25 protein-coding genes and 4 pseudogenes are annotated in these 25,341 nt (G+C 35.8%); 11 read left to right on the forward strand and 18 right to left on the reverse strand.

All coding sequences use genetic code 11. The features are described 5' to 3' along the window. Nucleotides 1-197: 197 nt before the first annotated feature. From BLS89_RS01835 to BLS89_RS01855, 6 genes are all read right to left on the reverse strand, one after another. Nucleotides 198-950 (reverse strand): hypothetical protein, encoded by a 753-nt coding sequence (locus tag BLS89_RS01835; protein WP_143017709.1) that lies wholly within the window; start codon nt 948-950, stop codon nt 198-200. Between the two features lie 32 nt (nt 951-982). Then, nucleotides 983-1,798, reverse strand: coding sequence for a hypothetical protein (locus BLS89_RS01840; protein WP_092735804.1), 816 nt, complete (start codon nt 1,796-1,798; stop codon nt 983-985). A gap of 301 nt (nt 1,799-2,099) precedes the next feature. Further along, entirely contained in the window at nt 2,100-3,839 is a 1,740-nt protein-coding gene (locus tag BLS89_RS01845) for an ABC transporter ATP-binding protein (RefSeq protein ID WP_176763214.1), read from the reverse strand. Next, nucleotides 3,840-4,589, reverse strand: a complete 750-nt coding sequence (gene truA / locus BLS89_RS10525; protein WP_176763215.1) for a tRNA pseudouridine(38-40) synthase TruA — start codon at nt 4,587-4,589, stop codon at nt 3,840-3,842. Between the two features lie 96 nt (nt 4,590-4,685). After that, nucleotides 4,686-5,015 (reverse strand): 2Fe-2S iron-sulfur cluster-binding protein, encoded by a 330-nt coding sequence (locus BLS89_RS01850; protein WP_092735805.1) that lies wholly within the window; start codon nt 5,013-5,015, stop codon nt 4,686-4,688. 1 nt (nt 5,016) lies between these two features. Next, a complete protein-coding gene (locus tag BLS89_RS01855; protein WP_092735806.1) occupies nt 5,017-6,069 on the reverse strand; it encodes an NAD(P)/FAD-dependent oxidoreductase in 1,053 nt (350 codons plus the stop codon). A gap of 165 nt (nt 6,070-6,234) precedes the next feature. On the opposite strand from BLS89_RS01855, the gene BLS89_RS01860 reads away from it, so the two are divergent. Beyond that, nucleotides 6,235-6,999 carry a DUF3108 domain-containing protein gene (locus tag BLS89_RS01860; RefSeq protein WP_092735807.1) on the forward strand — a complete coding sequence of 255 codons (765 nt, stop codon included), beginning with the start codon at nt 6,235-6,237 and terminating at the stop codon, nt 6,997-6,999. A 32-nt stretch (nt 7,000-7,031) separates the two neighbouring features. On the opposite strand, the gene BLS89_RS01865 is transcribed toward BLS89_RS01860, so the two are convergent. The 6 genes from BLS89_RS01865 to purC all read right to left on the reverse strand — a co-directional run bounded on the left by BLS89_RS01865 (nt 7,032) and on the right by purC (nt 13,158). After that, complete coding sequence (locus tag BLS89_RS01865; RefSeq protein ID WP_092735808.1) at nt 7,032-7,850, reverse strand: aminotransferase class IV; 819 nt, start codon at nt 7,848-7,850, stop codon at nt 7,032-7,034. 61 nt (nt 7,851-7,911) lie between these two features. Beyond that, nucleotides 7,912-8,298, reverse strand: a complete 387-nt coding sequence (locus BLS89_RS01870) for an START-like domain-containing protein (protein WP_092735926.1) — start codon at nt 8,296-8,298, stop codon at nt 7,912-7,914. A gap of 99 nt (nt 8,299-8,397) precedes the next feature. Continuing rightward, complete coding sequence (gene purN / locus BLS89_RS01875) at nt 8,398-8,964, reverse strand: phosphoribosylglycinamide formyltransferase (protein ID WP_092735809.1); 567 nt, start codon at nt 8,962-8,964, stop codon at nt 8,398-8,400. Nucleotides 8,965-8,969: 5 nt separating this feature from the next. Next, nucleotides 8,970-9,965 carry a phosphoribosylformylglycinamidine cyclo-ligase gene (gene purM / locus BLS89_RS01880; protein ID WP_092735810.1) on the reverse strand — a complete coding sequence of 332 codons (996 nt, stop codon included), beginning with the start codon at nt 9,963-9,965 and terminating at the stop codon, nt 8,970-8,972. A 960-nt stretch (nt 9,966-10,925) separates the two neighbouring features. Beyond that, nucleotides 10,926-12,410 carry an amidophosphoribosyltransferase gene (gene purF / locus BLS89_RS01885; RefSeq protein ID WP_092735811.1) on the reverse strand — a complete coding sequence of 495 codons (1,485 nt, stop codon included), beginning with the start codon at nt 12,408-12,410 and terminating at the stop codon, nt 10,926-10,928. Nucleotides 12,411-12,438: 28 nt separating this feature from the next. Then, a complete protein-coding gene (purC, locus tag BLS89_RS01890; RefSeq protein ID WP_092735812.1) occupies nt 12,439-13,158 on the reverse strand; it encodes a phosphoribosylaminoimidazolesuccinocarboxamide synthase in 720 nt (239 codons plus the stop codon). Between the two features lie 386 nt (nt 13,159-13,544). On the opposite strand from purC, the gene BLS89_RS01895 reads away from it, so the two are divergent. Further along, nucleotides 13,545-14,561, forward strand: coding sequence for an asparaginase (locus BLS89_RS01895; protein WP_092735927.1), 1,017 nt, complete (start codon nt 13,545-13,547; stop codon nt 14,559-14,561). 31 nt (nt 14,562-14,592) lie between these two features. Here BLS89_RS01895 and ychF read toward each other — a convergent pair whose 3' ends face one another. After that, nucleotides 14,593-15,684: a redox-regulated ATPase YchF gene (gene ychF / locus BLS89_RS01900; RefSeq protein WP_092735813.1), complete on the reverse strand. Its 1,092-nt coding sequence runs from the start codon at nt 15,682-15,684 to the stop codon at nt 14,593-14,595. 107 nt (nt 15,685-15,791) lie between these two features. Beyond that, complete coding sequence (locus BLS89_RS01905) at nt 15,792-16,400, reverse strand: NUDIX hydrolase (RefSeq protein ID WP_092735814.1); 609 nt, start codon at nt 16,398-16,400, stop codon at nt 15,792-15,794. Between the two features lie 31 nt (nt 16,401-16,431). On the opposite strand from BLS89_RS01905, the gene BLS89_RS01910 reads away from it, so the two are divergent. Continuing rightward, nucleotides 16,432-16,818, forward strand: a complete 387-nt coding sequence (locus BLS89_RS01910) for an orotate phosphoribosyltransferase (protein WP_092735815.1) — start codon at nt 16,432-16,434, stop codon at nt 16,816-16,818. 616 nt (nt 16,819-17,434) lie between these two features. Here BLS89_RS01910 and BLS89_RS01915 read toward each other — a convergent pair. Continuing rightward, a complete protein-coding gene (locus BLS89_RS01915) occupies nt 17,435-18,052 on the reverse strand; it encodes a thiamine diphosphokinase (protein ID WP_092735816.1) in 618 nt (205 codons plus the stop codon). A gap of 94 nt (nt 18,053-18,146) precedes the next feature. Then, on the reverse strand, nt 18,147-19,253 hold the full coding sequence (locus BLS89_RS01920; protein ID WP_092735817.1) for a M14 family zinc carboxypeptidase: 1,107 nt from the start codon (nt 19,251-19,253) through the stop codon (nt 18,147-18,149). 345 nt (nt 19,254-19,598) lie between these two features. On the opposite strand from BLS89_RS01920, the gene BLS89_RS01925 reads away from it, so the two are divergent. Both BLS89_RS01925 and BLS89_RS01930 read left to right on the forward strand, forming a co-directional pair. Next, complete coding sequence (locus BLS89_RS01925) at nt 19,599-20,648, forward strand: TerC/Alx family metal homeostasis membrane protein (protein WP_092735928.1); 1,050 nt, start codon at nt 19,599-19,601, stop codon at nt 20,646-20,648. Between the two features lie 140 nt (nt 20,649-20,788). Then, complete coding sequence (locus BLS89_RS01930) at nt 20,789-21,313, forward strand: helix-turn-helix domain-containing protein (protein WP_092735818.1); 525 nt, start codon at nt 20,789-20,791, stop codon at nt 21,311-21,313. 2 nt (nt 21,314-21,315) lie between these two features. On the opposite strand, the gene BLS89_RS01935 is transcribed toward BLS89_RS01930, so the two are convergent. Continuing rightward, on the reverse strand, nt 21,316-22,596 hold the full coding sequence (locus BLS89_RS01935; protein ID WP_092735819.1) for a replication-associated recombination protein A: 1,281 nt from the start codon (nt 22,594-22,596) through the stop codon (nt 21,316-21,318). A 56-nt stretch (nt 22,597-22,652) separates the two neighbouring features. Then, nucleotides 22,653-22,953 (reverse strand): annotated as a pseudogene (locus BLS89_RS10380) (IS1595-like element ISIse1 family transposase); the annotation flags it as partial. Nucleotides 22,954-23,031: 78 nt separating this feature from the next. Between BLS89_RS10380 and BLS89_RS01940 the strand changes: the two are divergent. The 6 genes and pseudogenes from BLS89_RS01940 to BLS89_RS01950 form a co-directional block, all read left to right on the forward strand. Beyond that, nucleotides 23,032-23,387, forward strand: a pseudogene (locus BLS89_RS01940) (transposase); the annotation flags it as partial. 15 nt (nt 23,388-23,402) lie between these two features. Beyond that, a complete protein-coding gene (locus tag BLS89_RS11315; protein WP_394330507.1) occupies nt 23,403-23,555 on the forward strand; it encodes a hypothetical protein in 153 nt (50 codons plus the stop codon). After that, nucleotides 23,525-23,644 (forward strand): annotated as a pseudogene (locus BLS89_RS11155) (aldo/keto reductase); the annotation flags it as partial. The gene BLS89_RS11315 and the pseudogene BLS89_RS11155, both read left to right, overlap by 31 nt. Nucleotides 23,645-23,709: 65 nt before the next feature. Continuing rightward, nucleotides 23,710-24,015, forward strand: a complete 306-nt coding sequence (locus tag BLS89_RS11160) for an aldo/keto reductase (RefSeq protein ID WP_262501458.1) — start codon at nt 23,710-23,712, stop codon at nt 24,013-24,015. Between the two features lie 4 nt (nt 24,016-24,019). After that, on the forward strand, nt 24,020-24,502 hold the full coding sequence (locus tag BLS89_RS11165; protein WP_262501459.1) for an aldo/keto reductase: 483 nt from the start codon (nt 24,020-24,022) through the stop codon (nt 24,500-24,502). Further along, nucleotides 24,453-25,132 (forward strand): annotated as a pseudogene (locus BLS89_RS01950) (aldo/keto reductase). The gene BLS89_RS11165 and the pseudogene BLS89_RS01950 overlap by 50 nt, the downstream one beginning before the upstream one ends. Nucleotides 25,133-25,341: the final 209 nt, after the last annotated feature.

Raw genomic sequence — 25,341 nt, forward strand, 5'->3', positions numbered from 1 at the left:
ACTTTTTATTTAAAAGTGGCTTTTTTTAGCATTTTATTTTTTCATGCTTCTTTCAATGGTTATAAATTAAAATAATTTTATCATAGAGACTCCTATTACTTTTTCCCTCTCTCTGAAAATACTATTAGATTAAACTCATAAAAAATAAGTACGACACTAATAGTATCGTACTTATTAAATAATTATAAAATATTTCTCTAAAATTTCTCTGCAGAAAGGATATATTTATTTCGATTTTGACTTGATCCACCATTATCCCTTGCTCTATAATAAGTTACTCTATAGAATGAACCATCGAGTATGAGAGAAGCAACATTCAGCTCTGATGACGCCATGCCTGCTACGACTCTACTAGGAGGCATAAACACGTCATTATTTGAATTAGAGTACCTCATTTTATTATACCCATACTCAAATCCAGATCTACCATCATTTTTTCCCTGCCAATATTGAGAAAAACCAATATTAGCCACAGGATTAGTATTAGGAACTGTAGTTCCAGTACTAGCCTGAGGAGTATTACCATAATCATCTATAAAAAATCTAAGAATTCCTATTGTTAGTTTTTTATTTCTTGTAGCTCTCCCTTTATATATTAATTTTCTAGAACTAAATATATCATCTGCACCTATTATCTGTTTTCTCCATACCTCATTAGGGGCGTCATAATAATATACTCCGGGGCTTCCCACATATTTGGTTTTCGAAGAACGGTGCTCAGCCTCTAATCCACTTGTTGCATAGATTAAAGTCCCATCTTGAGCCTCTAAATATTGACTATCTTTTAATTTAAGCTCTTCCCCAGTCAGTTTTGGGATTAAAAAACCTTCGGCTCTATTTTCTACAGATGGATCTATTATACGGATATCTAATGTTGCCTTAGGATCTGTTGTATTAATCCCCACTTTGTTTACATTTTGTGAAAACAATGCTTTCGTAACAAAACTCAAAAATATTGATATAATTATTTTTCTCATAAGAATTAGTATTTTTCAACTACTATAGCATAATCGTTATCAGTTCGTGAATCGGAGGAATTTGCTGAAAAAAATGTCACTCTGTAATAGACCTCATTAGCCGAATCTACCAGATGTACTAAAATCAAACTCCCAGTTGTCAAAGGAAAATTACTGTTAGAAGAAGGGGCTAGATTTTTCCAAGTAGTCATATCTCTGGGGCTAAATGTAATACCCCCATTAAGATAATAAAACCTATTACTAGCCATCTGTTTATTGTATCCAAAATCTAGTCTTCTATTTCCTGTTAAAGTAGCAATATCATCTCTAAAACGCACTTGAGGCCTCCACACGCTACCATCTAAATGAATACGAAATTCCAAGTCTAAGGATTTAACTGTTTTGTCGTCCAAAGGAGTAGTAGATGTATAAACAATTTTACTTACTTCTACTCCATCAACTTCTGTTTTTACATTCCTCCATAGATATGGAGGCTCAGTACCATTCGGATTTCTTTCATATATATAGTATCCTGGCCTGTTAACTTCTGTAGTTTTAGCATCAGAGCTGTCATAACCGGTCACATCTGTAACGAAAATCAATGTTCCTACTTGATCATCACTATCAGCATAAGCACTATTTTTTGCTTTTAGTTGAGCATATGTAAGTTTTGGAATAATTACACCTTCTGCTGTACTAGGTTCTGTGCTATAAGGTTTTACCTCCAGCGTAGCTGCAGGAGATTCCGTGTTAATGCCTACTTTGCCTTCTTGCTGTGCATAAATCATTGGGGCGAAAAGTAAACATACCGCTGTAGATAATTTTATCAGTCTTTTTCTCATCGCTATTTTTTTATAATAAAGGTTGCAAAGATAACAATTTTCATATACTAAAAAAAATATTTCTTTTTTATTTTTTAAATAAAGTGTTATTTCTTCTCATTAAAAACAACAAAAAGATCATTATAATTACAAAACAATATCTAAAATCAATGAATTTACGACATTACCACGATAATAACAACAACAATAATAATGTAAATTCATTAAAGATTCCGTAAAATAGAATTCAACCTTGAAGATGGTTAATTACTTTTTATTTATCAATAGAAAAACAATCAATAAGACAGAAATAATTTTTATTTTATTTTATCTGGGATTGATACAATAAAGAATAGTAGCCATCCTTAGCCAAAAGCTCTTGATGAGTCCCTGCTTCTACTACTTTGCCTTTATGCATTACAATAATTTTATCGGCATTCACTATAGTAGATAGACGATGGGCTACAATAATAGAAGTTCGGTTTTTGGTGATTTTTTCTGTGGCACTCTGTATCAATTTTTCACTCTCGGGGTCTATGGAAGAAGTCGCCTCGTCCAGAATAAGAATTTTAGGATTAGAAAGATATGCCCTTAGAAAAGATAGCAACTGCCTTTGTCCTAATGATATAGATGCTCCACGCTCACTTACAACATATTGGTACCCCCCCGGAAGACTTTCTATAAAATCATCCACCCCTATTTCTTGGGCTATGTTTTTTATTTCTTCTAATGTAATATGAGACTCGCCCAGCGTAAGATTTTCAAAAATACTTCCATTAAATAAAAATACATCTTGTAATACCACGCCTATATTTCTACGAAGCTCATAGAGGTCATATTCTCTTAAATCTACCCCATCTAACAAAATACGCCCAGAACGGACATCATAAAACCGTGTAATCAAGCTAATAATAGTAGATTTTCCTGCTCCCGTAGCCCCTACTACAGCCACAGTTTCTCCTTTGTTTACTCGGAAGTTTATGCCTTTCAGTACCTCTTGTTTATCATCATAAGAAAAATGTACATTATCAAATACTATTTCGCCTTGGATATACTCCAGCTTTTTATTTCCTGTATTGGGCATTTCTTCACTCTGCTCCATTACTCCCAAAACACGCTCTGCCCCCACCAGACCTCTTTGGATATTATTAAATCTATCTGCTATCTGCCTAAGCGGACGAATGAGCATACTGATAAATTGTATAAAAGCAATCACCTCTCCGGGAGTAGCGTCACTACTGTACAATGCTTTATACCCCGCATAAAACAAAATCAATCCAATGAATACAGAAGAAATAAGCTCTACCACAGGGAAGAACAAAGAAAAATAAAAAACAGTTTTCAGCAATGCGGTTCTCAGCGTTAAATTAATCTCATCGAATTTCTTAAACTCCGCTTGCTCTCTATTAAACACCTGAATAATAGACATTCCCGAAAGCCGCTCTTGTACAAATGAGTTTTGTATGGAAGTCCACTGGCGTTCGTCTCCAAAAGCCTTCTTCAATCTCGTCTGAAAGAATCTGGTAATTATCAACATTACAGGCAGTATAGCCAATGCTATAAAACTCAATTTGGCATTGACATTAAACATTGCCACCAAAACCATTACCACACGAAGAACATCACCAAATACCATAAGAAAACCGTCTGTATAAATCGTCGCGATAGTTTCTACATCACCCACTGCTCTGGTTACCAATTGCCCTATGGCGGTTTTATCAAAAAATGAAGTCTTGAAGTAAATCAACTTATGATAGAGATGCTCCCGAATATCCCTTATCGCATTCTGAGAAATATAGTTAGACAAAAAAACCAATGCGAAATTAAGAAAGGTCTCTGCAAAAACCAAACCTACAAGCCAATAAATATCATGCATTAAAAGCACTTTGCTTTTATGTCTAATGATATCGTAATCTACAATGTCTTTGGTAAGAATAGGACGATAGGTAGAGACAAATGCCAAAATAACAGAAGTGATAAAAGCTGTGATAAACCACGCCCTGAACTTCATTCCAATAGAAAACAATTGCTTGATTATAGCCCTCGTTGATTTTTTTTTCATTTACTCTCTAATAAAACGATTCCAGTCATACCCCACATCTACCAAAAAAAGACCTTGTGCCGGCGCCGAACTTCCTGCCATATTTCGGTGTTTTTTTTCTATGATGGTTTTCAATTCCTCCGGTGGTATTTTTTTTAGCCCAATGTCCACCATCGTCCCCACGATAGCCCTCACCATATTTCTCAGAAATCTATTGGCGGATATTGTGAAAATCAAAAGCTCTCCGTCCTTTACCCATTCTGCTTTATAGATTTCACAGAGATTGGTTTTAGTATCGGTATTAAGTTTAGAAAAGCTCGTAAAATCATTGTAATCAAAAAGATAACCACAAGCCTTGTTCATCAAATCCAAATCCAGAGATCTTTTCCAATGTTGCCAAGCCGAATTTCGGGTAAAAGGATTTTTATCTAAAGAGATATAATATTCGTAAGTCCGATAAATCGCGTCAAAACGAGCGTGAAAATCAGGGGTTACCTTGAAAATACTCCGAACCGCAATATCCGGCGGCAAAAATCCGTTAAGCCTTTTTACCAAGTCCTCTCCTACCTCTGTATTCGTATCCCAGTGGGCAAACATTTTCTTGGCGTGGACACCGGTATCCGTACGCCCTGCTGCAGTTATTTTTATATGCTCTCTTAGTATTGTGGATAGTGCTTTTTCCAATTCTTCTTGTACGGAAATCTGGTTCGGCTGTATCTGATAACCAAAATAATTTTTACCGTCATAAGAAAAAGCAATACAATATCTCATTAAATCATTATAAATAACAAACCTCTACCCTTTTTTTATTTCTAAAAAAGTACGAGCAAGGTTTGTTAAAGTTTTATTTCTGTTAAATAACAATGCCTATGGATATGGTGCCAGCTGTACCTCAAGGCCTTCCAATTCCTCTGTGATAGGAATCTGGCATCCCAATCTGGAATTGTCCTGCACATGAAAAGCCTCTGCCAGCATAGCGTCTTCCTCGTCGCCCATCTCCGGAAGCGGAGTGTCGTTTAAGACATAGACTTGGCAAGATGCACACATCGCCATTCCACCGCATACACCTATCGTACCGTCTTCCGCTATTTCGTAGGCTCTTACCACTTCCATCAAGCTCATCGCCATATCGGTAGGTGCCGCTACATTATGCGTTACACCATTACGATCCGTAATTTTAATATTTACATCTCCCATATTAGTCTATTTTTTTCACTACTGCCTTTTCAGCCTCTTTACGACTGCCATCAAACCCATCTACACCGCTTACGGTAGTATATTTGAGGACATAGTTTTTACCCGGGTTCAGTCTTTTGTAAACACTTTGACACATCAGTGTAGCTTCGTGGAAACCACAGAGAATCAGCTTGAGTTTACCCGGATAAATATTCACATCACCAATAGCATAAATCCCTTCCCTATTAGTTTGATAATCCAAAGAATTATCTACTTTGATGGCATTCTTTTCTATCTCAAGTCCCCAGTCTGCTATAGCACCAAGCTTAGGTGTAAGCCCGAACAATGGAATGAAATAGTCTGCGGTAATCTCTACCTCTTCACCCTCTTTAGTAATGATAAGGCTTTCTACATGTCCATCACCTTTTATTCCTGTAACTTCTGCAGGGGTGATAAGATTTATTTTACCTTGGTCTTTCAGTACTTGTACTTTTTCCACAGAATCCAAAGCCCCACGGAACTCATTTCTTCTATGCACCAGTGTTACCTCTTTAGCGACATCAGACAAGAAAATACTCCAGTCCAGTGCAGAATCTCCCCCGCCTGCAATCACAATTTTTTTATCTCTAAAAACTTCAGGGTCTTTTACAAAGTACTCTACCCCTTTCTCTTCATAGAGGGCGATATTTTCAATAGGTGGTTTCCTTGGCTCAAAAGTCCCGAGGCCTCCTGCTATCGCTACGGCTTTAGCGCGGTGAACAGTTCCTTTATTCGTTACCACCTCAAACCACTCATCGTCTATTTTCTCCAAAGTCATTGCCGTTTCAGCGAGTGTAAATCCGGGCTGGAATTGCTTAATCTGCTCCATCAGGTTATCAATAAGATCTCCTGCATTTACAGACGGATATCCCGGAATATCAAAAATAGGTTTTTTGGGATACAACTCTGCCAACTGCCCTCCCGGCTGTGGCAATGCGTCTATAATATGGCATTTTAGTTTTAATAGTCCTGCTTCAAAAACAGCAAAAAGCCCTGTAGGCCCTGCTCCTATGATAAGTAAGTCTGTTGTAATCATTGGAAAAACTTTTTTTGATAAATTTAGATTATATTTGCAAAAGTAGTGATTTTTAAAGTTACAGCATTATAATATTTGTCATAAGTTTCAAAAATATATTTTGAAATGTGGCAAGCTCTTTGCGAAGAACTTTAAATCTATTAGTAAATTAAATTAGTTATAAAAATGAAAAAAATATTTCTTTTATTATTATTCGTAATGACTGGGCTGTCATCGGCTCAAATCAACAACATCAAATCGGGTGAAAAATTAGTTTATAGAGTCCACTACGGACCACTGAATGCCGGATATGCCACCCTTACCGCTACAAATACGACCTACAAAGGACAGCCTACCCTATTCGTGAAAGGTGAGGGAAGAACTTCGAGAACGGTAGGTTTTTTCTTCAAAGTAAAAGATTTGTACGAAAGTTTCATCAATATAAAAACCGGACTGCCAAGCTACTACATAAGAAATGTAAAAGAGGGTAACTACACCCAGCATTTGGAAACTGTATTTAACCACGATAATAATACTTTAATCCTATCCGACAAAAAAAATAATACCCCTCCAAAAATGATAAAAACTGTAAGTGGAGTTCAGGATATGCTCTCTGCATTTTATTATCTGAGAAGCCTTAACAACAAAAATCTCAACATAGGAAGCGTCATCAAAATAAATGTATGGATAGATGACAACCTTTTTCCATTCCAGCTAAGAGTAGTAGGTAAAGATGTGAAAAGTACCAAGTTTGGAAAAATAGAATGCCTTAGAATAATCCCAAGAGTAATGAGCGGACGGGTATTCAAAGACAAAGAAGGGGTAACAATGTGGGTAACTAATGACGCCAACCACATCCCTATAGAAGTGAAAGCCGAATTGGCTGTAGGCTCTCTAAAAGCAGATATAGACGACTACCAAAATATAATGTTCCCTATCAATTTCAAATAAAGTCAAGACAACTTGGCTTTATTTTTTTTGTATCAATGCAACAACATTGCACGCCACTGCTCCACCATACTGGAAAATCGTGTGTTAGGAAATGTTTTATTCCTGATTTTAGAAACAGAATGAATCCCCTTGGTATCCGAAATCATAAGAATTTCTTCCGCTTTTTGACTTTCAAATGCTATGATTTCCGCTTGCTCTATATCAGCGAGTTTTTGGCGGTGCACAAAGGTAACAAAACTCTCCATCAGAGGCGAAATATAGACTCCTTCCGATTGTTTAGGAATTTTGATGACATTACCTTCCAAAAAAAGGAGATTTCCATAAATGCCTCTTGCTATTCGTTTGTTAGAATTAAGAAGTAGTAAATCATCTAGATCGTTTTCTTTAGCGTAAATTTCCGCATAAATATTCTCGGGACAGTGTGTGCGTATATTGCTCAACAAGTTTGTATTCACGAAGATTTCCTTTATGAGATCCATTTCTATTTCTTGATTAATAGAAAATAGATTAGGCTCTTCTTCTATTTCATAGAAATAATGAACAGGCGCTTTACTAGAGAAAATATCTTCTCTATTTCTAAAAACGATAAAGTTGATTCTTCCGGAATTTATCTTTTGTTCAGAGATAGCCATGGTAAATGTCTCTACAAAAAACTCAAGTGTAAAGCTAAGAGGAATATTCATTCTCATTTTTCGCATAGAAGACATTAGAAAAAAATAGACATCTTCTGCAAGATATATTTTTTCCTGAATAAAGAAAAAAGACACCGATACAGCATCTCCATTGATGAAGGCACCATTGGAATAGGGCTTTGCCTCTTCCGGTGATAATAATTGTCCGTTGAGATACATACTTTTTATCTTAATTATAAAAAATGAACAACAAAAGACCGCTCATTTACTTAAAAATTTTCTATGCAGCTCCGAGTTTTATCCTCAGATTTTCAATAAGGTTTTCCCAATAGAGTTTGTTTTCTTCCTCATCACCCGGATCACAGAAATCTGTAATATTAAGGGATAAATCTTCCGTAATTTCATCAATGATGATGCTCATTTCAAAGAAATTTTTAGTTCCTTCGTCCTCTTCCCATCTGAATCTCACAAAACTTTCTGGTTTATAGCGTATAAGTGTAGCTTTTTCTTGTGGTCCGTCTCCCCATCTGAAATAAAAATCGTCTCCTTTTTCTGTTACCTCATCTGCAAACCATTCTGCCAATCCTTCCGCCGTAGCCATATATTCATATAATATTTCTGAAAGGCAATGCATTGGAAATTCATAACTCACTTTAATTTTTGCCATAATTCTATTTTTTAAGGTTTGCAATATAAAAATATTTTTTGTTTCTGCAAATTTTATCAATAAAAAATTATATTCCCAAAATAGCTTATCTATTAAAAATCAGTTTAAAACGATACTAATTGCCTTAGGCAAAATCTCATACTCCACCTGATGGACTTTTTTCGATAGTACTTCGGCTGTATCTCCGTAATTAACGCTTACTTTTTTTTGCAAAACAATCTCGCCCTCGTCTATCCCTGCTGTTACAAGATGTACCGTCGCACCGCTTTCCGGATCTCCGCTGTCTATAACGGCTTGATGAACATTCATTCCCCACATCCCTTTACCTCCAAATTTTGGCAATAGAGAGGGGTGTATATTAAGTATTTTTCCGGAGAAAACTTTAAGAATTTCACCGCTGAGAATAGATAAAAAACCAGCTAAAACAACTAAATCAGTGTTGGCGGGAATTTCTTCAAACAAACGCTCTGCAAAGCGTACGCCTCTTTCAACCAATTTATACGGAATCCCTACCTTTGCTGCTCTTTCAAGACCATAACACTCTCTGTCTGCAATAACTTTAGAAACTTTAGCATCGGCTATTTCTCCTTTTTTTATACAGTCCAAAATACGCTGGAGATTAGTCCCCGAACCGCTTACCAGCACAACTATATTCTTGGGTACCATAACGATTAGTTTACTAATTCTATTTTGTTTTCTCCTTTCACTATTTCTCCTATCACATAGGCATCATCTAATAATCTCAATACAGTTTGTACATCTTCTTCCGCTACCACTACTACCATCCCCACTCCCATATTAAATGTACCGTACATCTCCATTCTATCTATGTTTCCTCTCTTCTCAAGCTCTAACATTATCTCTGGAATTTTAATCTTATACGTATCTATTTTGGCACATAGTCCATTTGGGATAATTCTCGGCACATTCTCTATGAGACCTCCTCCTGTAATATGGGCAATTCCTTTCAATTCTATTTCTTTCATCAGCCGATGAACCGATTGGTAATACAACTTTGTAGGAACCAAAAGCGTCTCGTAGAGTGGTTTTTCGTTAAATATTTCTTGAAAATCCGTAAACACTTTTCTCACTAAAGAAAATCCATTTGAGTGAAATCCAGAGCTTGGTAAAGCTACTATTTTTTGTCCATCAACAATTTTGGAGCCATCTATTATTTTGTCTTTTTCTACCACTCCTACACAAAAACCTGCCACATCATAATCCCCTACTTGGTACATACCGGGCATTTCTGCTGTTTCTCCTCCTATCAAAGCACAATAATTGTCCTTACAAGCCTTCACCATACCCAGCACTATCTCTGCAGCTACATCAGCATCTAATTTTCCACACGCCAAATAATCCAAAAAGAAAAGCGGCTGCGCCCCATGACAAAGAATATCGTTGGCACACATAGCAAAACAATCTATTCCGATAGAACTATACTGGCGGGTATCCAAAGCGATTTTAAGCTTAGTTCCTACCCCATCGGTACCACTTACCAAAACAGGATTTTTATAACCGGAAATATCATAGAAAGCCCCGAAACTTCCAAGATTATTCAAGACATTAGCATTGTGAGTATCGGCTACGGCAGCTTTTATTTTATCTACTGTTTTATAGCCTTCTTCTTTATCCACCCCTGCAGATTTGTAAGTATTGTTACTCATTGTTTTATTTATTAGAACATTAACACAAAAAAGAAAGTCAAAAAAATTTTATCGAGAGAACATTAAATTATGCTAAATCTATAAATTCTTTTTCTTCACTTTCACAGATGCACAAAAGTAAAAAATTAAATGGAATTTTATCTCATAAAATTTATGTTTTTTTTCAGCTAACTCTTCATATATTCATTCCATCTCTTTTTTCTTTATTAAAAAGAATTCATTATTAAATTGAACTTAAGTTTCAAAATAATTTCTTATATATTCCAACAAAAGGATATGATACCCAACAACTTTAGCAAATGCTTCAGAAGTTGCAGTGAATTCGAACAGCAAAATTGCCAATGAACTTCTAAAAAAGATTAGGTATTATACACAACGAATAACTGTTCTGATATCCATTACTCTTACCTTAAATACAACTTAGTTCAATTTTAAATAATAATTATTTAATATACTTATTAGAACTTAACTTTAGATTATTAAAATTCAACTTTAGATAGTGATTATAAAAAAACTACTATTTTATGACTTATCTTCCAATTTATTTCCAGTGGTAAAACAGTAAAAATACTCCCAGCAAAAAAAATCCTATCATTGCAATTATAAAGATCTTACTTTAAGTCAATATTAACAATAAATATCAATATAAGTTGTGTAATTATAACAATTAAAGAAACTAAATCCATTATTTTGAAAATTATTTTTTTAAAAAAAATACCCAGTTTTGAATATTTTTCATAGAGCACACTGTTCTATACCCATATACACCATTGATATTTTTAGGAGGATAAAAATAGAATAAAGTGGGTATTATGATTATAAAAAATCAAATACCAAAATTGAAATAATTTCTTTTGACATAATTAAATATGATGACAGAATACTCAAAATTAAATCATTTTTATTTATCGGAGTGAAATTAAAAGGACATAGATAGATTAAAATCTACGCCCTTCTTTTTTATTTCATCTCGTCCAGATAAGGAACGGGATACTTTTCCGTAAAACAACCAAAACAATGTTTATCCGAACCTAATATCTCCATTAAACTTTTCATACTCAAAAACTCCAACGAATCTACGCCCAAGTATTTTGTAAGTTCCTTAAGGGACATATTAGCCGATATTAAATCGTCTTTAGTCGGGGTGTCTATACCTAAATAGCACGGGGCTATTATCGGTGGGGAAACGCTTCGGAAGTGGATTTCTTTCACGCCCGCATCTTTTAATATCTTCACCAGGCGCTTAGAGGTAGTCCCTCGAACAATAGAATCGTCAATGATAACCACCCTCTTGTCCTTAATTTCCGAAATAATAGGATTTAGTTTTAGATTGACGATTCGTTCTCTCATTTCTTGTGTCGGTACGATGAACGAACGCCCTATATATCTGTTTTTTATCAATACCGGGCGAAATGGTATCCCCGATGCTTTGGAAAACCCAATAGCCGCAGGCACACCGGAATCCGGAACACCTATCACGATGTCGGCTTCCACAGGAGCTTGCTCCCAAATTTTCTCTCCGGATTTCTCCCTAATCTCATGGACATTGATATGCTCCATCTCCGTATCGGGACGGGCAAAATATATATATTCAAAGGCACAAATATGCCTCACACAATCATCTTTTACCAAGTAAGATTTTAGTCCTTCTTCATTTGTACTGGTATAAACAATTTCTCCCGGAGCTATATCTCTGATATACTTTGCACCTACTGCATCCAAAGCACAAGTTTCGGAAGCCACAGCAAAGGTTTTGTCATCTATACTTCCTAAAACCAAAGGGCGGATGCCATGAAAATCTCTAAATGCGAAAAATTTATTCCGTGTCATTCCCACTACCGAGTAAGCACCCTGAATGCGGCTCATAGCAGCTTTGATGGCACCTCTAAGTCCCAAATCCAAGTTTTTCTGCAAAAGCCGTAGTATCACTTCCGAATCCGAAGTTGCTTTGAAAACCACGCCTTCCTCTTCCAGCTCTTTTCTCAATTGTCTTGCATTGGTAAGGTTGCCATTATGAGCTATAGAAAGAATGATTTGATCATATTCGTTTTTAGCGAAAAACGGCTGGTAATTGTATTTTTTCTTATCACCTGCCGTTGTATATCTCGTGTGCCCTATGACACTGTTTCCCATAAAAGCCTCTGGTTCATTGATCTCTTTGTAAACATCCAAAACCAGTCCTTCGTCTTTTATGTTGTTGATTTTTCCGTTTTTGCTTACCGAGATACCACACGCCTCCTGCCCCCTGTGTTGCAGAGCAAAAAGACCAAACTGAGACAGAGAAAAAGTATCTAAATTATTTTCGGAATAAAGCCCGAAAATACCGCATTCCTCCGCAGGTGCATCTATTTGTTCCTCTTTTTGGGTTCTGAAAAGGTTTCTTCCGTAAGCACGATTTTTGAATTGTTTTAAATACTCTTCTCTGTACTGTTCTAATTTTTTCATTTTTTTACAATCCGAGAAAATAACTGAATTATTCTAAAATAGTTTTTAGGCGGTTATAAATTTCCACATATGCTTCTGTAACCTCTCCCAAATCTCTTCTGAAACGGTCTTTGTCAAGTTTTTTCTTAGTATCCTTATCCCAAAGGCGGCAGGTATCAGGAGAAATTTCATCGGCAAGGATTATTTTGCCATCGGAGGTTTTTCCTAATTCAATTTTGAAATCCACCAAGATAATATTTACCTTGTCAAACAACTCTGTAAGGATATCGTTAATCTTCCTTGCCAAAGCATACATCTCTTTCAGCTCCTGCTCTGTAGCTGCACCGAGGAAAATAGCGTGGTAGTCGTTGATAAGCGGGTCTCCTAATTCGTCTTTTTTGTAGCAAATATCAAAAATAGTTACCGGTGATTTTATCCCTTCTTCTAATCCCAGACGCTTAGCCATACTTCCAGCAGAATAATTCCTTACCACAACTTCCAATGGAATGATATTTACCTTTTTCACCAATTGCTCTCGCTCGTCTAACTGTTTAATAAAGTGCGTAGGCACCCCTTTTTGATTGAGGTATTTAAAAATTAAAGTAGTGATGGCATTATTCATCTCTCCTTTTTTGTCTACCTGGCCACGCTTTTGAGCATTAAAAGCTGTAGCATCATCCTTGAAACGAACAACCACCTCGTCCGCTTTCTCTGTAGCGAATACTTGTTTTGCCTTACCTTCGTAGAGCATTTCTCCTTTGTGACTCATTTTACTTAGTATTAAATTTAGTGTAATTCACTGATTTACTTTAACTAAAACAGACTTTATTTTAGCTCCGTAAAGATACCTATTTTATCATCAATTATCAAAATATTTTTTGCGGGAAATTAACATAAAATTTTCACTGCCTTTTTTGTGGGGTAAAATTCAAGACAGATTGGTTAGAATTTATAATAACTTTTGAAAATAAAAAACACCACCGTACTGAACACAGCCCGCATTTTTATTCGGTGTATCCCCCCCCTATTCAAAAGAATATGAGGCGAGGCATAAAATGAAAATTTGTACCTTTGCTTATCGAGTTAATGCAAGAAAAAAAACTTCTAATTTGCCTTAAACTTAATTTGGTATTTATAAAAGAAATCTATACTGTAATGAAAAAGAAAGTTTTGCTAATCTATACGGGAGGGACTATCGGAATGGAAAAAAATTACGATACGGGCAGCCTTCAGCCATTCGATTTTGAAAATATTTTTAATAAAATCCCGGAGCTAAACCTTTTGGAATGCGAGCTTAGTATTAAGTCTTTCGATACTCCCGTCGATTCTTCGGATATGGCATTGAAACAATGGCAGCTTATCGCCCAAATAATTAACGATGCTTATTACAGTTTTGATGGATTTTTGATTCTACACGGTACGGATACTATGTCTTATACCGCTTCTGCTCTAAGCTTTATGTTGAAAGGATTGAGCAAGCCCGTCATTTTAACAGGCTCCCAGCTTCCTATAGGAGACCTGAGGACAGATGCCAAAGAAAATCTGCTCACGAGCTTATACTATGCCAGTCTGTATAATGATAATGAACCCGTGATACAAGAAGTTGCCATATATTTTGAATACAAACTATTGAGAGGAAACAGAACATTAAAGTATTCCGCAGAATTTTTTGACGCCTACCAAAGCCCCAACTATCCCATATTGGGACAATCCGGCGTACATCTAAACATAGATAGAGAAGTCTTGTTGAGACCAAAAGACAGGAGATTTCAAGTAGACTTACATCTGTCGGAAAAAGTATTGTTTTGGCGTATATTCCCTGGTATGGATTGGCAGTTCTTCCCTCATAATGCTGATTTCAAAGTGCTTATTCTACAAGTCTTCGGCTCGGGAACTATTTTTAATAATGAAAAAACCAAACAGACCCTAAAACAACTGAGGAATAAAGGTATAGAAATCGTCGTGATAAGCCAATGCGTTTCCGGAGAAATAGCCTTTGGTAAATACGAAAATAGTAATATTTTTAGAGAGATAGGGGCTGTAAATGGCAGAGATATCACAGCAGAAAGTGCCATCACCAAAGCAATGCACCTAATAGAAAACCCTAATTACGACAAGCCTTTCAGAGAAATGTTTACAACAGATATTTGCGGAGAGATAAGCACAGACTAATAATTCCTATATTAGTCTGGCTATAAAAGTTTTATACATTAAATCTAAAGTGTATTATATCGCCGTCTTGAACCACATATTCCTTACCCTCTACAGAAAGTTTTCCGGCTTCTTTTACTTTCGCTTCAGAGCCATAGTTTACAAAATCATCATATTTTATTACCTCTGCACGGATAAACCCTTTCTCAAAATCGGTATGGATAACGCCCGCTGCCTGTGGTGCCGTCCAGCCTTTCTCAATCGTCCAAGCGCGAACTTCCTTCACTCCCGCAGTGAAATATGTCTGTAGTTTCAGTAATTCGTAAGCCTTTCTGATAAGCCTATTCACGCCCGGCTCTTCCAAACCCAACTCATCTAAAAAGAGCTGTCTCTCTTCGTAAGTTTCCAGCTCGTTGATATCGGCTTCTATTTGTGCGGCAAGAGCAATGACTTCGGCACCTTCTTTTTTTGCCATTTCTTCTACTTTCTCTATCCAAGGATTTCCTGCTTTTATAGAATTTTCATCAATATTACAAACATAAAGAATTGGTTTTTTGGTCAGAAGATGTATTTCATCAATAATAGGTTTGGTAAGATCGTCTGTTTCAAATTCTCTGGCATTCCTCCCGCTTTCTACAAATTCCAAGATAGATTTTAGTGTTTCATACTTCTGAATATCCTCCTTTTTACCGGATTTTATAAACTTTTTAGCTTTTTCGGCTGCCTTAGTCAAGGTCTCTATATCCTTAAGCTGAAGTTCTATGTCTATAATCTCTTTATCCCTGATAGGATCTACCGAACCTTCTACATGGACGATATTTCCGTTTTCAAAGCATCTGAGTACATGGATAATCGCCTCACATTCGCGTATATTTGCAAGAAACTGGTTGCCAAGACCTTCTCCTTTACTCGCTCCCTTTACCAATCCGGCAATATCCACAATTTCCACTACCGCAGGAAGTACCCGCTCCGGCTTTACCAAACTTTCCAATACATTAAGACGAGGGTCCGGTACAGAAACAGTACCCAGATTAGGTTCTATGGTGCAAAAAGGATAGTTTGCAGACTGAGCTTTCGCATTACTAAGACAATTGAACAAAGTTGATTTCCCTACATTAGGTAGTCCCACGATTCCACATTTCATACTTTAATAAGTTTATAAAATTGAGGCACAAAGATAGTATTTTTATTTGAGAACACTAAATCTCTTCTCCATCCGAATTCATTCACCGATTTTGTGAAATAAAAATCCTAACGGAACATCTTGAAAAAAGTATTGAGTACTATTTGAATATTCTGAAATGTCTTAGGAAAAATATGGTATTGTACCTCAGAAAAAGATTTCCAAGCAACATCCGTAATTCCTTCTTCTGCCTGTGGTATCAGCTTATCACTAAATTCCGTATTCATAAGATACCAATATGTCTTTTTGAGAATTTTCTTATCTTTTTTATTGATATAAATATGATAAGTAGTCTCCACTAGCTCTGAAATTTTTAAGCCGTTAACTCCCGTTTCTTCCTCCACTTCTCGTTTTGCACCTTTTTTGGGCGTTTCGCCTTTTTCCAGCTTTCCTTTAGGCAAATCCCATCTTCCTAATCTGTGGATAAACAATATTTCTTTTTTAGAATTAAGCACCACCCCGCCGGCAGCCTCTATTATTTTGAACATTGCCTGAAAGTTTTCCCAGATCAAATCCAAATTTTCTCCATAAACTCCGACTTCGGATATAGAAACCCTTTCTATATACTCTATCGCCTTCTCCAAAGAGGCTGCACCCGTATAAGGAATATCTCTTTGCAAATTCTGAGGCTTCTTACTTAGACAAATTTTTTTGTCATTAATAAAAACTTTATACATTTGTATCTGAATTATAAAACAAAAATAAGAAATGAATTTAGAAGGACGAAAAATTATTGTAAATAAATCGGCAAAAGAACTCACCAATATGCTGAAAAACTCGGAAGATTACAAAAATCTAATGCCGGAAGGTCTCCAAAAATTTGAATCTACAGGAGATGGTTTCAAATTCGGACTAAAAGGAATGCCAGAAATTGCCCTAAAAATAGACGATGTGGACCAGCAAAGAGTTGTGCTAAAATCAGCTAGTTCCAGTTTGGATTTTTTCCTGACAGGAACTATGAATCCTATCAATGAAAATCAAACAGAGGTACAGCTGCTTTTTGAAGGAAAATTCAATCCTTTCATCAAAATGATGGTAGAAAAACCATTGCAAAATTTCATCAATGCCCTAACCGATAAAATAGAAAAAATATAACATTAGTAATATTTTTTTATTTAAAATATATTTTTGATGAATTAAAACCGCTTTATCCGGAGGCGGTTTATTTATCAAAAAAATAATTACAATTCTAAAATTTACCTTCGCTCGATTTTAGATATATTTTGTCTTTTAACCTTGATTTAGCCGGCTAAATTTTCAAATATAATAAAACACTATTTCAAAGCTATATAAAATTTTGAATAATAAAAGCATATGAATCAATGATTTAAGATCAAATCCTATCAATCAAATAAATTAAAAAGTAGTTTAAGTACGAATTTAAGTATTTGGGATATTGTTTTCTTTAGAATTTCGACTATCATTAGAGCATAGAATTGAAGAGTTTCATCAATAGTTTTTATTTACGTCTACTGGCTTTTTACGTATGTTTTAAGGTATTTATTTGCATGAAGTGATTTATGCTTCTATTCTCTGTATTGTGGTCTATTAATTTTTTTTGATACCATAACTGGGAAAAGGCTCTTGTCGTCTGTATTTACCTACAATAATGAGCAAAGAAAATTAGTTTTGGTTTGGACTCTGGCTTTATAGGTCTGACTATATATTTTATCTACGAATAACAGTATAGAACTTTGAAAGAAAATAACTTTTAACATCCAATAAAAATCAAAAGATTTCCTTCTTCATAAGAAACTGAAATAATATCATCTGTTGCCATATTTCTTGTTCCTAGTCTTTTGGTAATATCCAAATCTTCTCCACAAAGGCACCACTTCACACCTTTGCTTACGATATTTTTAGCATAAGGAAACGGATACAACGAAATCATTTTTCCCTTTACGCCTTCTACAGAAAAATTTTTAGGAATAAAAAAATACCTTGAAAACTCATCATAAAAGATAATTTTCATTAACTTTTTGAAATGATAAGCTACCGAGATATTTCCGAGAAAATGATCCTGTTCTCCTCCGCTTCCTCCCAAAACATCAACCTCTGCTATACCTCTATCCAAAAGAAGCTGAAGGGCTTTATGAAAATCTGTGAAATCTTGGTCAGGAGTATGTATGAATTTCCCATCAGACATCATCTCTTCGTCTGTAAAAGAATCAAAATCCCCGGATACGAAATCCAAATTTTGTATGGGAAAATCCAGTTCTTTCAGATAATGTAATGCTCCGTCTGTACAAACTATTACATCGTATTTATAAATATCTGGAATAGATTTGGGCGGAACTCCATTGATGAATAGCAAAGCTTTCTTACACATTAAATATAACTTTTAGATTACAATAACACCGTTAATTAAACAAATATAATATTATCTCTCATAATCTTAGTTTTTTTTGCTAACTCTATAAAATCTACTTTACTTCAAAATTGACTTTTTCATTTATCTTTGGGAAACAATTATCCGAAAAGATAATTTTCTTGTCCTTACAATCTATTTCCTTCCAAGCTTTTCTTTTGGAACAGTCGCCTATCTCTATTATATATGGAACAAAACTAATCTCACTATCTCCTTCATAACATTCTTGATACTGAACCGCAATATCCACTTCGCAGTCAAAGGAAATCGGCAGTTGTACATTACGGTAAATCAAATCGCAATGCGTTGCTTTATTTTCAGGAATTTCATTATAAGTTTTATAAAAGTCTATTTTTCCTTTCAGCTCTGTCATCGCCTTCAACGCAAGATAAAAAGCATAAGTATAATATTTACGCGTTCCCACCCTGATATAATCATCTGGAAAATGACCTCCTTCAAACAGCAACGTAGGAATACCTGCTTTCATAAAATTATCTCCCACGGAAGTAGGATAAAATTCATCGGTATAGCGGCCTATTTGATTAGGTATCTCTTGTTCCAAATATTCATAAATTTTACCAATCACCGCCATACTTTTTTTTCGGTTTTCCGTGAGCGTACGCTCTTCATCTTCAGAAGGAGAAAGAAACGAAAGCGTGGCAGGAGTACTACCATCGGTGGTAAAAATAGTTCGCTGGTCGTGCAAATTCAATGCATAGTCGTATTTCTTTTTAAGTATAAAATTTTTCAGCACATTGATTTCCGGAGATGAAGACTTCAAAAAATCACGATTAAGATCTATCTCTAAAGCATTTCTCCTCGTCCATTTTTCCGCACCATCAGGATTCAGCATAAAGATAAAATCCAAATGAATTTTTTCAAAAAGTTCATTGCTCAAATAGGGTGCTTCCAAAATCGTGCTTAGAAAATCCAACATTGCCAAAGTAGCCGTAGATTCGTTTCCATGCATTTGAGACCAAGCTGCCACATTTATATTGCCCTTGCCAATAGAAAAACAGTATATAGGTTTCCCTAAAACAGACCTGCCTATCTCTTGAATACCATCACTAAAATTTTCTCTAAGATAGATAAACAATTTTTCAGGCGAAATATAACGATGAGGAAAGTTTACATTTCTAACATAAGGAAATTTATCGATCATTTTGCTTCTTTTCTAATTCAAAGATACTACGATTTTTTCAACCTATCAAAATTCACTTTTGTAACACTATCAAACACCTATATATGACAAAAAGTCTGTGGATTAAATTGTGGATTGAAAACTAATTAAATTTAAAATACAAAATAAATATAATCAGTTATTTATAAAATTTATATAAAGTTAATTATTAAATATACTTTAGGTATTAAACTGGGATATAATTATGAAGTGTATAAAATTTATTCAAACATTATTTTTTCTTATATTTGAGTTATTATATATGTGTTTACAAATATAAATAAGAGAGAAAATTTTTTTTATCTTATATTTGCTATATTTTTATTTATGAGTAACGAAGAAATATTTTTATCCGGTTTTTTATTATTTATTGCAGTTATATTAGCCTTAGACTTAGGACTATTCAATCGCAAAAATGTAGAAGTAGTATCCTTTAAGAAAGCATCTCTTATGAGTTTCTTTGTCGTTGCACTCTCAGCAGGATTCTACTTTTTCTTGGTCAATTATGGTAATTATCTACACGGTATTACCGATGTGGAACACTTGGAGTTGCTTGTCAAAAAACACTATCATCCCATCAAAATCATGCCCAGAGATTTTGAACACAGCATAGCCCTCTACAACCATAATATAGGAATTGAATTTTTTACCGGATATATTATAGAATACGCCTTGTCTGTAGATAATATTTTTGTAATATTACTCATATTTACTTCTTTCGGTGTAAACAAAAGGCATTATCATCGAGTATTATTCTGGGGGATTATAGGAGCTATTATGATGCGTTTTATCTTTATTTTTATAGGTGCAGCACTCATTGAAAAATTCAGCTGGATAATGTATTTATTTGGATTATTCCTAATCTACACTGCTATCAATATGTTTATAAAAAAAGATGAAACTGATGAAATAAGTACGGATAACCACCCTGTTGTAAAATTTGCAAATAAATACTTCAGAGTACATAATAGCTTTGTAGGCAATAAATTCTTTGTGAAAATAGACGGAAAGAGAATAATAACGCCTTTATTTTTAGTTCTTATCATCATAGAGGTTTCCGATTTGATTTTTGCAGTGGATAGTATCCCCGCGATATTTTCGGTAACCAAAGACCCTTATATCGTTTTCTTCTCAAATATTTTTGCCATTATAGGGCTTCGGTCTATGTTTTTTCTTTTATCTGGGATTGTGGATAAGTTCCGGTTTTTGAAAGTAGGTTTAGCCGTATTATTGACTTTTATAGGTCTAAAAATGCTTCTTCATACACAATTAGAAAGCATTGGTTTTAATAATAATCATTCTCTGCTTATTATTGTATCAATATTGATTATAAGCATTATTACTTCATTAGCTACACCGGAAAAAAAAAATGGCTAGAGTGTATATATCTTTGACAATCAAACACCTGTATTTTAATTTACAAAAATAAACTAAACTATCTTTCATTTGTTACATTTGTGTATTGTGAATTAAATTTAATTGTTTACATTTGTTATTGGTAAATTTTATATTTGTAAATGACTTTTGATACAAGAATAACTAAGGTTATAGAATACTCTGGACTAACAGCATCGGATTTTGCCGATGAAATAGAAGTACAGCGTTCTAATATTTCGCATATTACCTCTGGCAGAAACAAGCCTTCTTTGGATTTTATAAAAAAAATTAAAAACAAATTTCCAGAGCTTAGCTGGGATTGGCTCATCAATGGTGAGGGAGATATGCTCGAAAAGCAAGAAAAAGCATACGAAAAAACAACGCCTAAGAAAGAAATAACAACAACTCCCCCACTCGATTTATTTTCTTTTGCCAATCAAGACATAAATGAAAATCTGAATTTGGAAAAACACAAAATTTCTAATAATGCTCCAGAATCGCCTATACAAGTAGAACCCACGGAGAAAAAAAATATAACGCATTCTCAGCCATTAGCCTACAAAGAAACTTTATATACCTGTCAAAATACTGATAATAAAAAAGTTAAGATAAAAAGAATCGTTATCTTTTTTGAAGACGGTACTTTTGAGAGTTTTGAGGGATAATTTTACTCATACTTATCTTTCCACTTCTTATTGAGCTCACTTTGAATTTTTTGCTCCGTGGTATTATCCTGCGGAATATAGAATTTTGTTCCGGATAGCTCTGTGGGTAAAAATTCTTGCTCCACGAAATGATTGTCATAATCGTGGGCATAAAGATACTCTCTACCATAATCCAAATCCTTCATCAGTTTTGTAGGGGCATTTCTTAGATGAAGCGGAACAGGAAGATGCCCCGTTTTCTTTACTAAGGCCATTGCCTCATTTATAGCTTTATAAGTAGAATTACTCTTAGGAGATACCGCCAAATAAACCGCACACTCGCTGAGAATAATCCGTGCCTCCGGCATTCCTATAACATTGATTGCCTGAAAACAATTATTAGCAATGACTAAGGCATTAGGATTAGCCAGCCCGATATCTTCAGAAGCCAAAATCAACAGCCGCCGAGCGATAAACTTAATATCCTCCCCTCCTGCCAGCATTCTTGCCAGCCAATATACTGCAGCATTCGGATCACTCCCCCTAATAGACTTGATGAATGCAGAAATAATATCATAATGCTGCTCGCCATTCTTGTCATAAATCGCCATATTTTCCTGCAATACAGACAGTATATCTTGATTGTCAATCGTCGTTTTAGTAGAGTTTTTAAACTGATTGAGAACCCACTCTATGGCATTAATGAGTTTTCTTGCATCACCACCGGAATATTGTATAAGAGATTGATTTTCAGAAAATACAAAATTAGTATTTGCATCTTGATTAAATCTATTTAAGGCAATGCTTATCAATTCTTCCAATTTTTCAAATGAAAGAGATTTTAACACAAAAACCTGAGTGCGAGAAAGTAATGCCGATACCACCTCAAAACTCGGATTTTCGGTAGTGGCGCCTATGAGAATAATCCAACCTTTTTCCACCGCGTGAAGCAACGAATCCTGCTGAGACTTATTGAACCTATGTATCTCATCAATAAACAATATCGGGGATTTTCCGGAAAATAAATGTTGTTTCTTTGCCTCCTCTATGACCTCTCTTACATCTTTTACGCCACTCGATACGGCAGACAATTTGAAAAACCGCCTTCCGGAATGCTCCGATATAATTTCAGCTAAAGTTGTTTTGCCCGTCCCCGGTGGCCCCCAGAAAATCAAAGAATTAAGGGTGTCATTCTCCAGCATTTTCCGTATAGTTCCATGGGTATCCGTAAGATGCTCCTGCCCGAGAACATCATCTAATTTCTTGGGTCTTAGTTTTTCGGCCAATGGACTATTTTCGTTCAATGCTATAATTTTATTTGTACAAAAGTACGGATTCTGGATGTATCATAAAATATCATTTAAAAAAAATTAAGTTCAAGATAATTAAGAGGATTATTTCGTATCAATTTACATAAACAAAAATACAAATTTCTATTTCTATTGTTATATCTAAATTCACATTCCTTTAGGTGGTAATAAAACTTATGCAATACCTCTAAATCGAGATAATCTTACTTTACAGAGCCCTCAAAAAGTTTCTATTCCGTTGATATGATTCCTCCCTAAGGCAAATTCATTATCACTATGTTTAATACGATAATGCTTCTTGTATCCAAAATCAGCAAGTCCGTCGTAGGCTTTAAATCCGTCCGTATAAAGCGTTGATTCTTTATCTACATTTTGTTAGGTTCAAGATAATTTAAGGATGTTTATAACTTTGTAAATTATTCTTAATCAATAAAAAATAAGTATATTGTCCGTTCAATAATTTCTGAAGCAAAATTTAGAGAAATTTTAATTCTATTTTGTATTGATATTGAAGCCCAAAAAGTTAGTGAAATTACTGGCATTTCTTGCCCAACTATTAATAAAGTGTTTGATAAAATAAGAGAACTTATTGCAGGAGAATACGAGAAAGATAAAGGAGAAATAGAACTTGACGAGAGTTATTTCGGAGTCCAACGAGTTCGAGGAAAAAGAGGAAGAGGTGAGAAGGGTAAAATACCTGTTTTTGGTATGTTAAAAAGAGAAGGAAAGGTATATACTCAAATTATAAAAACTACTCAACGGCTGATATACTACCTATTATAAAATAAAAGGTTCAAGATATGGGCTACGAGAAAACAAAGGCGGCTTTTCAGACGTCATTGGAAAAACTCCAACTGGATTATTTAGATCTGTACCTCATACACCAGCCTTATGGCGATGTATTCGGCTCGTGGAAGGTGCGATGCGGGAGCTGTATGACGAGGGGAAGATAAGAGCAATCGGCATTGCAAATTTTCATCCGGACAGGATAATGGATTTAATTGCCAACAGCGGATTTTCTCCTGCCGTAAACCAAATTGAAACGCACCCGTTCCACCAGCAAACAGAAGCCCATCGGTTTTTGAAAGACAACCATGTCCAAATGCAGTGGGACCGTTTGCAGAGGGCAAAAACAATATTTTTCAAAACGAAACATTGGTATCCGTTGCGCGAAAATACAACAAATCGGCGGCACAAGTCATTCTCCGCTGGCTTACGCAGAGAGACATTATTGCCATTCCGAAATCCGTCCGCAGAGAAAGAATGGAGGAGAATTTCAATATCTTCGACTTTGAGCTTTCAGAAGAAGAAATGAACTTCATCAAAACGCTGGACACGAATTCCAGCCTGTTTTTCGACCACCGAGACCCCAATATGGTAAAATGGATTTCCGAAATGAAATCAGACAAATAAAACAATGAAAAGAAGAGATGTTTTAAAAACCGCAGGGCTGGCGGTGCTGAGGAGTGTCTTGCTTCCGTTGCAGTCTTTTTTGCGGCAGGAGAAAAAAAGCAGCCGCACGGGCAAAAGGAATTTAGGCAGGCTGAAAGTTTCCGGCATCGGGCTGAGCGTGCAAAATATGAGCAGAACTTACCAGACCACCATTCCCAACAGAAAGGAAATGCACCGCATTATCCGCTCGGCATTCGATGCCGGCGTTACTTTCTTTGATGCCGCAGAGGCTTACGGACCTTTTGAAGTGGAACGGATTTTGGGCGAAGGCGTAAGGGATTTCCGCAGCGAGGTGGTAATCGCCACTAAATTCGACTGGAACACAGACCCCAAAAAAGAACAGATGCTGCCCGGTACTCAACAGCAAACCCGAGCACATAAAAGCCGTTGTGGAGGCGATGCTCAAACGCCTGAAAACCGATCGCATAGACCTGCTCTACCAGCATAGGGTGAACACCGAAGTTCCCATAGAAGATGTCGTGGGAACGATTCAGGATTTGATTCGGCAGGGCAAAGTACTGCACTATGGATTATCCGAACCCAGAGCGAAAACCATAATGCGGCTCATAAAATACATCCCGTAACGGCGGTTCAAAACGAATACTCGCTGCTTTGGCGTGGTGCGGAAAAAGAGATTATCCCGCTATGCGAAAAACTGGGTATCGGTTTTGTGCCGTGGAGCCCGCTTGGAGTGGGATTTCTTGCCGGTACCATAGACAAAAACACGCGTTTTGCACAAGGCGACATACGGGGAATAGAAAGCAGATTTTCGCCTGAAAACATTGATGAAAACAAGGCTTTGCTGAATCTGGTGGAAAAATGGGCGGAACGGAAACAAGCCGGAATGGCTCAAATATCGCTGGCGTGGCTTTTGTCGCAAAAAGACTGGATTGTCCCCATACCCGGAACGACGCAAATGGCACATATGCTTGAAAACACAGCGTCGGAAGCGTTTGTATTTACCGATTCAGAACTGGAAGCTTTTAACTCCGAGTTGTCTGAAATTCAAATATTCGGAGAAAGATTGCCGGCTCCGATACTGCGGCTGTCGGGCGTTGATGCTCCGCCGAAAAAATAATATTCCTATCCAAAGGCTGCCCTGCAAAAGGCAGTCTTTGTTTTTGGGTAAAAGGCAAAAAAAACCGCTAAAATTGCTTGTCAAAAACTTAGGCTTATCCCCTTCCCTTTTTCGCCATACCCCCCATATAATTCAACGATTAAAAAAAGCGTACGGGCAGCTCAAATCCGGCTTCATGCAGTAATTAAGTGCGGAAATAGGATATTTAA

The organism is Riemerella columbipharyngis, assembly GCF_900101995.1.
Classification (GTDB): domain Bacteria; phylum Bacteroidota; class Bacteroidia; order Flavobacteriales; family Weeksellaceae; genus Riemerella; species Riemerella columbipharyngis.